Below are 10,794 nucleotides of genomic sequence, written 5' to 3'. Positions count from 1 at the left end.
ATAAATGAAAACCTTGATTACGCTATCGCTCTGAGAGATCCTCTCATATTGAGTATCACTCAGAACTATGCAGGATCGCCTTCCCCTCTCCGGGGGAAGGTGCCCGACAGGGCGGATGGGGGGATCAAAAAAGGAGTTTCTATCAAATAGACCATTTTGTTTTAGAGCTTTCTACCTTAAATGAGTTCTCTTTTTGATCCCCCCACCCGCCCTGTCGGGCACCCTCCCCCGGAGGTGGAGGGGCCACTTGCGCTGATCATCCTGCTTATTTGCATCTTTTTACAGGTTAAAATTATGAGAGGATCACTCAGCGCTATCGCTGCCTCAAGGCTACGCCTATTTTAAAACAGGTAAAGGTGAGCTGCATCGTTCGGAACTCTGGAAACAGGAACAAATTCCGGGTACATTGACACTAATCTCTTAAAGGCTTAATGAAGGAATGCCTGTCATGAAATTAAAATGTTTTACCCGGTTTATCTCATCGCTACTCTTCTTCCTGTCTGCTCCCTTTGCCATAGCTCAAGTTACGGATGAAGTGAATTCACTCATGAGCGATAGTGCTGCACCTTTTATCAGCTCCAATAAAATCCCCGGAGTAGCTATTGCCATTTATTTTCAGGGACAGGATTATTATTTTAATTATGGAGTCGCCGACACTAAAAAAAATACTCCTGTCACTCAGGATACTATCTTTGAACTGGCCTCAATCACTAAAGTATTCGTAAGTACACTTCTGGCGGTTCAGGTACAGGCAGGCAAAATGAGTTTGTCAGATCCTGTCGTACGCTATCTTCCCAGGCTTGCCCATACCAAAGGACTGCCAATAGACCAGGTTACTGTGACTGAGCTTGCAACTCATACCGCAAGTTTTCCTCGCCAAATGGAACAGTTTGGTGTGGCACGCAGTGATATTGCGTCTTTTATAAATCGATTGAAAGCCTGGAAGCCTGAGGTGCCTGTTGGTACTCAATATAAATATTCCAATATTGGATTTGGCTTTTTAGGGCTGGTTCTGGAACGAGCTACAGGGGTTTCTTTACCTGTTTTGGTGCAACAGAAAATAACCACTCCTCTGGCAATGCAAAATACTTATTTTGACGTGCCTCAAGATAAATCCTTTATGGCCGCACAAGGCTATCGCCCAAATAATATAATGGCTCCTCCATACGTGGCTGCAAATCTGCTGGGAGGAGGGGCTTTACGCTCTTCTTCAGCTGATTTATTACTGTTTATGAAAGCCAATTTAGGCATAAAAACAGCACGAACTTCTCCTGCACTTTTATCAGCCATGCAGCTAGCCCAACAACCTTATTTTGAAGTCAAACCCAAATTTGCTATGGGTTTAGGCTGGCAACGGATTAAAAGAGGCAAAGAGTTATTGATTACTAAAAACGGACGTAATCAGGGATTTAATACCTTTATTGGTTTTTCACCAGAAAGGAAATTAGGCGTTGTTGTTCTTACTAATAATACTCATGGTAAGGCCAGCCTGTTAGGAAACAAAATTTTAAATGGGTTATTGGCTTTACAGTAAAAGGGCAAGACAGATGAAACAGACAACAAGTAAAACCTTTAAATGGGCTGTAATCGGTGCAGGGCCTGCGGGTATTGCCGCTGTAGGCAAGCTGCTGGATCAGGGAATTTCCTCTACTGATATTTTGTGGATTGATCCCCATTTTAAAGTTGGGGACCTAGGGAAGCTCTGGGCTAATGTGTCCAGTAATACCAAAGTAAAATACTTCATTGACTTTTTACACGCAGCCTCTTCCTTTTCTTACAAGGAGGTTGAATATGATTTTTCCTTAAATCAGTTAGATCCGGAGCATACCTGCACGTTGAGTCATGTAGTTGAGCCTTTACAATGGGTTTCTGATCGCCTTACAGAACAAGTAACAGCAGTTCATACCAGCATTCATAAAATGCATTTGTCGCAACGTCTGTGGTTCTTATATTCCGAGACAGAAGAATTTAAAGCAGAGCATGTTATTTTAGCTACCGGTGCCTTGCCCTCCAGCCTGAATTATCCCGGTGTTGATGTAATTCCATTTGACTATGCAATTGATAAAGAAAAACTGGCGGCTTTGGCTGATGTGAATCATACTTTTGCTGTTTTTGGTTCATCGCATTCTGCTGTCATTATTTTGCGTTATCTGGTCGATTTGGGTGTGAAAAAAGTAATTAACTTTTATCGCTCCCCCTGCCGCTATGCCCTGGACATGGGGGATTGGATTTTATTTGATAATACCGGCCTGAAAGGACAAACCGCAGCTTGGGCACGAGAGAATATAGACGGCGTTTTACCCCCTAATCTGGTGCGATACAATACCACAGAGCCCAATATTGCACGTTATCTGCCGGAATGCGATAAAGTGATTTATGCCGTGGGTTTTGAAAAGCGCAGAAACATTATTATCGGTGATTATGAAGAGACACAACATAATCCTCATGTAGGAATTATTGGTCCCGGACTTTTTGGTTTTGGGATTGCTTATCCTGAGTTGAAAACAGATCCTTTTGGTAGTGTGGAATCGCAGGTAGGGTTGTGGAAATTTATGACTTATTTAAATCGGGTAATGCCGGTTTGGCTTAAATATACTACCTGATTTGGGTGGTACATAATATGCATAGTAAGAGTTCAGCCCTATTGAAGGAACAGCCATATTTGGCTCATCTTGAGAGAAAAACCCGCGAAATGATGCTCACATAGCCACCTATGCTCCGCTCATTTCGCGGGTTTTTCTCTCAAACTGAGCTCAAATCTGGCTGTTCGAGTACACATAAGCCCATACCCCCTGAACGGTTACTTACCATTCCCCGATCTACGTCGTCCTGAGCGCGTCTTTTTGCGCGAAGGATCTCCTGAAAGCGGCATGGTGCCAATATTTGGAGATCCTTCGCGCAAAAAGACGCGCTCAGGACGACGGGGATCTGGGAGTGGCACAGCGGGTAGCCTTGATGCAGCGATAGCGTAATCAAGGGTTTTTTCTGTCAGATCTTATTAGGATGAAAACCTTGATTACGCTATCGCTGCATCAAGGCTACAGTTTTTATGTATTTTAAGCTGCGCTAACATCAGGAATGTTTTGCTGCTTGTTGTTTTTTGATTTCCAGATACTGTTGCTTTTGTTGCGCAGTTAACAGCATGTAAATCTGATGTTGCATCATCACCTGACTTTTTATCATCGCAGCTCTGATTTTATTTCTCTGGTTAATCAAAGAATCCAGTTTTGTTTCATCAACTGTATCGGTTTGCGCCAAAGCGTTAATTTGCACTCTCAGATCATGCAATTGTTTGTAATTTGCTTTAAAGCCGCTTTTTGCCTGTGCTCTGATTGCCTTTATTTTCGCCTTTTGATCTGCCGTCAGATTCAAAGCTTTTGATAATTTTTTGTGATCATTGCAATGGCAGTGTTTGGAGTTACTTACTGAACAGGCAACAGTTGGTTGTACAACAAACAAGCTCAGCAGCAAAGCGGATAACCAGATAATTTTCTTACTCATATTCGTTTCCCTCTTGTGTTTTTAAGTTAAACTCATCTTCCACTGTGAGAATTTGATTCCATCCATGTTGGATGCAGTATAGATCAAACACAATAAATAAATATAGTCCTATCTACTAATTTGATTGATGAATTGCTCTCAATATGTTATAAATACGGCGCTTTAAATACACACACGTTTCGGCACATACGTTAGGGTCCCTTGTGGGTTTCGTATGGGAAACGTGGAGGCCTAACCCTGGAGAATAAAATAATGAAAGTAAGCATGCGTGAATTGCTCGAAGCGGGCGCTCATTTTGGACACAGAACCCGATTCTGGAATCCTAAAATGGGAGAGTACATATTTGGATCAAGAAACAAAATCCATATTATCAACCTTGAAAAAACACTGCCAATGTTAAACGACGTAGTAAACTACGTTGGTCGTCTGGCATCTAACAAGGCTAAAATTTTATTTGTTGGAACTAAAAGAGCAGCTCAAGAAAGTATTCGCGAACACGCGAAACGTTGTGGCATGCCTTATGTTGATCACCGTTGGTTAGGTGGTATGTTGACCAACTACAAAACAGTCCGTCAGTCAATCTTCCGTTTGAAAGAACTGAAAGAGATGAAAGAAAAAGGTCTGTTTAATGACATGATTAAAAAAGAAGCATTAATGCTGACTCGCGAACTGGAAAAACTGGATCGTGGTTTAGGCGGAATTGAACACATGGGCGGTTTGCCTGATGCTCTTTTTGTTGTTGACGTTGGTTTCGAACACATTGCTGTTGAAGAAGCGCGTCGCTTAAAGATTCCTGTTATTGGTGTTGTTGATACAAACAATAGCCCTGATAACATTGACTATGTTATTCCTGGTAACGACGACTCAATGAGAGCTGTTGATATTTATGTTCGTTGCGTTGCAGATGCAATTTTAGATGGCAAACACAGCAACACTGTTGGTGGCGGCATGTCGTCTGATTCAGAGTTTGTTGAAGTTGCTTCAAATGCTTCTGAAGCAGAAAAAACCGGGGAATAATTAATATTTGAATAAAGGGGGCGTTATTTAACTTGCCCCCTTTTTGCTATGTGGAGAAATGAAAATGTCAACAATTAGTGCTGGATTGGTAATGCAACTTCGTGAGCGCACTGGCGCAGGCATGATGGAATGTAAAAAGTTTCTGATAGCTACTAACGGTGATATCGAATTGGCAATCACTGAAATGCGTAAAGCAGGTCAGGCGAAAGCGGATAAAAAAGCGGACAGGGTTGCTGCTGAAGGTATTGTTATTGTTGCTCGTTCTGCTGATGAGCGTTCCGCTGTAATGCTGGAAATTAACAGTGAAACTGACTTCGTAGCTCGTGACGAAAACTTCACTAATTTTGCCAACACTGTTGCTCAGGCTGCATTGAACAGTTCAGTTACTGATGTTGCCGCATTATCTGATTTGACCTTAGCTGCTGGTACTACAGTCGAGCAAGCCAGACAGCAATTGGTTGCAAAAATTGGTGAAAACATCAAATTACGTCGTATGGAACGAATTAATTGCGCTGATGGCGTTATTGGTTATTACCTGCATGGTTCACGTATTGGTGTTATGGTAGCTTTAAAAAATGGCAACGAAGAGCTTGCTAAAGACATCGCGATGCACATTGCGGCAAGCAAGCCAATTGTAGTAAACCGTGACCAGGTTTCTGCAGAAGCGATTGAAAATGAGCGTGAAATTTTCACAGCCCAAGCTAAAGAAAGCGGTAAGCCACAAGAAATTATCGACAAGATGATCGAAGGCCGTATCAACAAATTCATTGATGAAGTCAGCCTGTTAGGTCAACCTTTTGTTAAGAATCCTGATATTAAAGTAGGTCAGCTCTTAAAAGAGAAAAATGCCGAAGTGGTTTCATTCATTCGCTATGAAGTGGGTGAAGGTATAGAAAAGAAAGAAGATAATTTCGTTGAAGAAGTGATGGCTCAGGTTCGTTCATGATGAGTGACAACCAGCAGAAATTAAAATACAAACGTATTTTACTCAAATGTAGCGGCGAGGCCCTGATGGGCTCGTCGCAGTTTGGCATAGATCCTTCCGTGCTTGATACTCTGGCGCGAGATGTTGCTGAATTAATTCAAATGGGAGTAGAAGTCGGCCTGGTTGTTGGTGGCGGTAATTTATTCCGCGGAAAAGCACTTTCTAAAGCGGGTGTTGGACGGGTGACTGGCGACCATATGGGAATGTTGGCAACTGTCATGAATGCTTTGGCTATACGTGATGCTTTAGAGCGCATTGATATGCCTGCGCGTATTATGTCTGCTATTCCTATGCTGGGGGTGGTTGATTCATACCACCGACGCAAAGCTATTACTCATTTACGTACTGGACATGTAGTTATCTTTGCTGCGGGTACTGGCAATCCCTTCTTCACTACTGATACTGCCGCTTGTTTGAGAGCTATTGAAGTAGGGGCTGATGTGGTTTTAAAGGCGACTAAGGTAGATGGTGTTTATTCTGATGATCCTTTTAAAAATCCTGACGCCAAGCGCTATGATTATTTGACTTATAAAGAAGTATTAACCAAGGGTTTGGAAGTTATGGACTCTACGGCAATTTGTTTATGTCAGGATCAGGGCATGCCATTACAGGTTTTTGATATGGCAGCTCCCAATGCTTTAAAACGAATTGTTAATGGGGAACGAGTAGGAACTATAGTTGGAGCGAATCATGATCAATGAAATCAAGCAAGATTCAGAAACGCGAATGAAAAAAACCATTGAGTCACTCAAAGTGGACATGACAAAAGTTCGTACCGGGCGCGCAAACGCTGGCTTACTGGATCATGTGCAGGTGGATTATTATGGAACTTTGACACCTTTAAGTCAGGTAGCAACTGTTACTACCAGTGATGCACGGACTATTATGGTAACTCCCTGGGAAAAGTCCATGGTGGCTGCAGTAGAAAAAGCTATTTTGAACTCGGATCTGGGATTAAATCCTTCTACTGCGGGTAGCGCAATTCGTGTGCCTATGCCTCCTCTAACTGAAGAGCGCAGAAAGGAGTTGATTAAAGTAGTACGTAATGAAGGTGAGCAAAGTAAAGTGTCCATTCGTAATATCAGAAGAGATGCAAACAACCAATTGAAAGATTTGGTTAAAGATAAATCCATTTCTGAAGATGATGAGCGTCGTGCAGCTGATGTGGTTCAAAAGCTGACTGATAAGTACATTGCTGAGGTAGATGTTGTTCTGGCTGCCAAAGAAAAAGATTTAATGGAAATATAAGCTACTTAAGTTCTTCGTTGTCTCGCGTAGCCCGGTCTGCTTGCAGCCGGGATAACGAACTCACAACCCCGGCTGCAAAGCTGTCTCTTCTACACCGATCTACGTCGTCCTGAGCGCGTCTTTTGGCGCGAAGGATCTCCTGAAAGAGGCATGGTGCCAGTATTTGGAGATCCTTCGCGCCAAAAGACGCGCTCAGGACGACGTGGATCGGGTAATGGCAAAGATGTGATCAAGAGTCAACTGCAAGCAGACCGGGCTACAAAACCAGATTCGTGCCCATATTAGTATCAGCGTAATGCGGGAAACATTGGTTCGTTGTCACTTAGATCCTGCCCTCTTTATTCTATTTTTGGCTTCCATAAAACATTCGAGCTTTGGTTCAGGTGATTGGAAGAAAGTTATGGTGTTATTCAGAATTGATCTGAACTCGAAAATAAGGGTTTTATTATCCCATCCCACTCACTGAACCGTTCGTGCTGAGGAGGGGTGGTAACCCCGTCTCGAAGCATGCTTAGGGCTAAAGTCTGTGCCAATGCTTCGAGACGGCGCAAAAAGCCGCGCCTCCTCAGCACGAACGGATGGTGCGAGTGCCAAAAAAGGTTACGGTATTATTCAGAACTGATGTGAACTCGAAAATAAGGGTTTTCTTATCCCATCCCACCCACCGGCCCGTTCGTGCTGAGGAGGGGTGGTAACCCCGTCTCGAAGTAGGCACAAGGCAAAGAGTCTGTGCCAATGCTTCGAGACAGCGCAAAAAGCCGCGCCTCCTCAGCACGAACGGATGGTGCGAGTGCCAAAAAGATTACGGTGTAATTCAGAACTGATGTGACCTCGAAAATAAGGGGTTTATTAGCCCATCCCACTCACCGGCCCGTTCGTGCTGAGGAGGGGTGGTAACCCCGTCTCGAAGCAAGCTCAGGGCAAAAATCCTCTGCCAGTGCTTCGAGACGGCGCAAAAAGCCGCGCCTCCTCAGCACGAACGGATTGTGCGAGTGCGAAAAAAAGCTATGGTGTTATTCAGAACTGATGTTAATTCGAAATAAGGGTTTTCTTATCCCATCCCACCCACCGGCCCGTTCGTGCTGAGGAGGGGTGGTAACCCCGTCTCGAAGCAGGCACAAGGCAAAAATCCTCTGCCAATGCTTCGAGACGGCGCAAAAAGACCGCTCCTCATCAGCACGAACGGATCGCAGGAAGGTAAAAGATGTCGCTTCTGAACGGTTCTGGATCTTCACATCGGCAAATGAAATTCGCGATGAATCTCCAGTGCCTTTACAAAATGGATATCGTGACTCACCAGAATAATAGATCCCTGATATTGCTTTAAGGCATGTATTAATAATTCCTTAGATGCCAGATCAAGATGGTTGTCGGGCTCATCGAGAAGAAGCAGGGAGGGAGAGTTACGACCACTGAACAATACTGCGAGAGCCAGTTTTAAGGTTTCACCACCGCTCAAGGTGGATACAGCCTGGAGTGCAGCTTCTCTTCTTAAACGTAATTGAGCCAGCACCGTTCTGTATTCCGCTTCACTTAAACCGGGTGATAAACGGGAAAAATTATTCAGTACGCTGTCTTCCTGATCGAGAAAAGTAAAATGCTGATCGAGAAAAGCAGCATCTTTTGGCCTGCTGACCGAGCCTGATTTAGGTTTGATAGCACCCTGAATTATTTTTAATAAAGTAGATTTGCCCGAACCATTATCACCAGATAGCCACAAATGCTCGCCGCATGCGAGTTGCAAATCAATAGGTTTATTATAACCATGAGGCAGGACAAGCTGCTCCAGAATCACATGCTGTTTGCTCTGTGACTCAACTGGAGACACCCTGAATGATTGCGGCTTTAATTCGATGAGTTCCTGTTTTGCTGCTGCATAAGCTTTGCTTGCATCCGTAACCCGTTTCTCATTCAGGCCGGCAATTCGAGCACCAGTAGCTTCACTTGTTGCTTTTTTCTTATCCAAAATCAGTTTAGCCTGATTGGAATTTTGTCTGTCCTTATGCGCCTTATTTTGTTTAGCCTGCAAGGTTTCCTGATTTTTTTGCTTCGCTTTTAAACTGTCCGCCAGAACATGCTGGGTTTGAGCTACTTTTCTTTCTACTTCAAGTTCCAGTTGCTTTTTAGAGGCCAGATAATCTTCCCAGCCTCCCTGATAACGATGCAAGCCTTTGACATTTAATTCCAGGATGATTTCGCTTTGTTTTAATAGCGTCAAGTCATGGCTAATGATCAGGCAAGCAGGATGTAACTTAATCCACTGCAATAACCAATCCCTGCTTGCTCTGTCGAGATGGTTGGAGGGTTCATCAAGAATATAAAAGTCACATTGTTGCCTTTCAAGATGCAGTAAATTGAGCCGGGTTCGCATGCCACCACTTAATGAGATGTAAGGCTCGGTGATAATAGTATTGGGTAAGCCATAAGCATCGAGTTGCTTTTCAAGAACGGCTTTAATGTCCCAATTATTTTCCAAAAGATCATAATCCTTTTCAGACAGCGCTCCCTCTTCACAACGGTGCAACGCATCCAGAATGGCAGCGATATTGAGCTTTTCAGCAACAGTGCCTGCAAAGGGGTTTAACTCCTGATTTAAATAACCCACTACACCAAAATGACTGACCTGACTGGATGGTTGTGCCAGCGTTTTAGCCAGGGTAGATTTGCCGCAACCGTTATCACCCACCATAAAATGGGTTGCATCGGTCAGGCATACGTCCAAATCCGCATAGATCGGATTGGGTTTATGTGCTGGATGAAAGCCAAGTCCTTTGGCTTCTATCAATATTCTCGACATTTATGCAGCCTTTAGGGTGTGGGCGCGCGATAAGTTCAAAAAAATCATCAACGCGGTAAAACTCATTAACAAGAGCACACTGAAAAATGCATAATTACTTAAAGCATTTAAATAGCCGCCCAGTATGGCAGTAAGGCTTGCAGAAATCGCGCAAATTGAAGCAATGGATCCAAGGATTAAACCCTTTTCGGAATCATTTGATATGGACAATATAAAGCCCAGCATGGCCGAATAGCCTATGGCATAGAGCAAGGCCATACTCACTGCAAGAAAAGTGAAACTCCCATAATCCAGGCCAGCTTGTAACAGGTTAAAGTTAAAAAGGGTAAATAAACCAAAGCACCACATAATCAGTTTCACGGGGGATAATTTCAATTTAGGCACTGCAACACAAAAGGCAAAACACATGGCGGCGCCAACTGCGGCCATCAAGGTATTCAATTCCTGATGATTAAATGCACTGTTGCCAATCTGTATTTTGGGCAGATACTGGTAAAACAGTGTCCACGCACATTGAAAGAGGAAAAAACTCAACAAAGCGCTGCGCAAAGAGGCCAGTTTAAATAAGGCCATAACCGGTTTTAAGGCATTAAACAGATTTAACTTCTGAGGCTCAGTAGCTGCCCCCTTTGTTTCCTTAATCAAACTTAAAAATCCCATACTGAATAAACAGGAAAGGGCAATGAGTACGAAGGGAAGATAATGGTTAGAACTTTGTCCTATATAAGCACTGCCTGCAATCACAGGCCCCAGCATATAGCCCGAAGTCACAGCAAACATCACACGGCCTATACCCGTCATTTGACTGGATTTGCTGTCGAGGTCGGTAAGGATAGCCTGGGCAACTGGAATACTGCCAGCAGTTAAACCATCAATAATCCGGCCAATAATAAACAGCGAAGGTTCTTTTATGACCACTGCAAGGGCACAGAGCAAATAACCCGCCAAAGCACCCAGCAAGGATAAATTAAGTGTCAGTTTCCGGCCGTATTTATCAGAGAGTTGTCCGAGAATACTGGCACCGAAAATCATGGCCAGAGAAAAGGCGGCAAGGTTTGCACCATAATAAAACTGATTGAGCCAGGCAGGGCTTGTGGCACTTAAAAGCGAATAAGCCCCAGGTGAAAATAAATCCCCACTTAGTGGCAATACAAGAGACATGCCCACACCATCAATGAACATGATGAATAATAAAGTTAAGGTTTGACTGGCATAAGACCAGGATTTTGTTGCTTTCATTGTGACG

9 protein-coding genes are annotated in these 10,794 nt (G+C 43.6%); 6 read left to right on the top strand and 3 right to left on the bottom strand.

Annotated elements, in window-relative coordinates; all coding sequences use genetic code 11:
• Nucleotides 1–448: 448 nt before the first annotated feature.
• Nucleotides 449–1,534, top strand: coding sequence for a serine hydrolase (locus B094_RS0107995; RefSeq protein WP_018577290.1), 1,086 nt, complete (start codon nucleotides 449–451; stop codon nucleotides 1,532–1,534).
• 13 nt (nucleotides 1,535–1,547) lie between these two features.
• Nucleotides 1,548–2,603, top strand: coding sequence for an FAD-dependent oxidoreductase (locus tag B094_RS0107990; protein ID WP_026253941.1), 1,056 nt, complete (start codon nucleotides 1,548–1,550; stop codon nucleotides 2,601–2,603).
• Nucleotides 2,604–3,072: 469 nt separating this feature from the next.
• Here B094_RS0107990 and B094_RS0107985 read toward each other — a convergent pair whose 3' ends face one another.
• Nucleotides 3,073–3,501 carry a Spy/CpxP family protein refolding chaperone gene (locus B094_RS0107985; RefSeq protein WP_018577288.1) on the bottom strand — a complete coding sequence of 143 codons (429 nt, stop codon included), beginning with the start codon at nucleotides 3,499–3,501 and terminating at the stop codon, nucleotides 3,073–3,075.
• A gap of 249 nt (nucleotides 3,502–3,750) precedes the next feature.
• On the opposite strand from B094_RS0107985, the gene rpsB reads away from it, so the two are divergent.
• The 4 genes from rpsB to frr all read left to right on the top strand — a co-directional run bounded on the left by rpsB (nucleotide 3,751) and on the right by frr (nucleotide 6,751).
• Nucleotides 3,751–4,518 carry a 30S ribosomal protein S2 gene (gene rpsB, locus B094_RS0107980; RefSeq protein WP_155823726.1) on the top strand — a complete coding sequence of 256 codons (768 nt, stop codon included), beginning with the start codon at nucleotides 3,751–3,753 and terminating at the stop codon, nucleotides 4,516–4,518.
• A 64-nt stretch (nucleotides 4,519–4,582) separates the two neighbouring features.
• Nucleotides 4,583–5,464, top strand: coding sequence for a translation elongation factor Ts (gene tsf, locus B094_RS0107975; protein ID WP_018577286.1), 882 nt, complete (start codon nucleotides 4,583–4,585; stop codon nucleotides 5,462–5,464).
• Nucleotides 5,461–6,204: a UMP kinase gene (gene pyrH, locus B094_RS0107970; protein WP_018577285.1), complete on the top strand. Its 744-nt coding sequence runs from the start codon at nucleotides 5,461–5,463 to the stop codon at nucleotides 6,202–6,204. The genes tsf and pyrH overlap by 4 nt, the downstream gene beginning before the upstream one ends.
• Complete coding sequence (frr, locus tag B094_RS0107965; RefSeq protein WP_018577284.1) at nucleotides 6,194–6,751, top strand: ribosome recycling factor; 558 nt, start codon at nucleotides 6,194–6,196, stop codon at nucleotides 6,749–6,751. Before pyrH ends, frr begins: the two co-directional genes overlap by 11 nt.
• 1,231 nt (nucleotides 6,752–7,982) lie before the next feature.
• Here frr and B094_RS15915 read toward each other — a convergent pair.
• The gene (locus B094_RS15915; RefSeq protein WP_018577283.1) at nucleotides 7,983–9,548 is read right to left on the bottom strand and encodes an ATP-binding cassette domain-containing protein; all 1,566 of its coding nucleotides are present in this window, start codon (nucleotides 9,546–9,548) and stop codon (nucleotides 7,983–7,985) included.
• Nucleotides 9,549–10,787 carry an MFS transporter gene (locus B094_RS16880; RefSeq protein ID WP_018577282.1) on the bottom strand — a complete coding sequence of 413 codons (1,239 nt, stop codon included), beginning with the start codon at nucleotides 10,785–10,787 and terminating at the stop codon, nucleotides 9,549–9,551.
• Between the last annotated feature and the right edge of the window lie 7 nt (nucleotides 10,788–10,794).

The sequence above is a fragment of the Legionella shakespearei DSM 23087 genome (assembly GCF_000373765.1).
Classification (GTDB): Bacteria; Pseudomonadota; Gammaproteobacteria; order Legionellales; family Legionellaceae; genus Legionella; species Legionella shakespearei.
Note: the sequence above shows the minus strand (reverse complement) of the source record. Positions and strands in the feature narration are given on the sequence as shown.

Excerpts from the sequence above, each read along its gene's own strand:
- B094_RS0107995 (WP_018577290.1), top strand. The coding sequence starts at position 449 with ATGAAATTAAAATGTTTTACCCGGTTTATCTCATCGCTACTCTTCTTC.
- B094_RS0107990 (WP_026253941.1), top strand. The coding sequence starts at position 1,548 with ATGAAACAGACAACAAGTAAAACCTTTAAATGGGCTGTAATCGGTGCA.
- B094_RS0107985 (WP_018577288.1), bottom strand. The coding sequence starts at position 3,501 with ATGAGTAAGAAAATTATCTGGTTATCCGCTTTGCTGCTGAGCTTGTTT.
- tsf (WP_018577286.1), top strand. The coding sequence starts at position 4,583 with ATGTCAACAATTAGTGCTGGATTGGTAATGCAACTTCGTGAGCGCACT.
- pyrH (WP_018577285.1), top strand. The coding sequence starts at position 5,461 with ATGATGAGTGACAACCAGCAGAAATTAAAATACAAACGTATTTTACTC.
- frr (WP_018577284.1), top strand. The coding sequence starts at position 6,194 with ATGATCAATGAAATCAAGCAAGATTCAGAAACGCGAATGAAAAAAACC.
- B094_RS15915 (WP_018577283.1), bottom strand. The coding sequence starts at position 9,548 with ATGTCGAGAATATTGATAGAAGCCAAAGGACTTGGCTTTCATCCAGCA.
- B094_RS16880 (WP_018577282.1), bottom strand. The coding sequence starts at position 10,787 with ATGAAAGCAACAAAATCCTGGTCTTATGCCAGTCAAACCTTAACTTTA.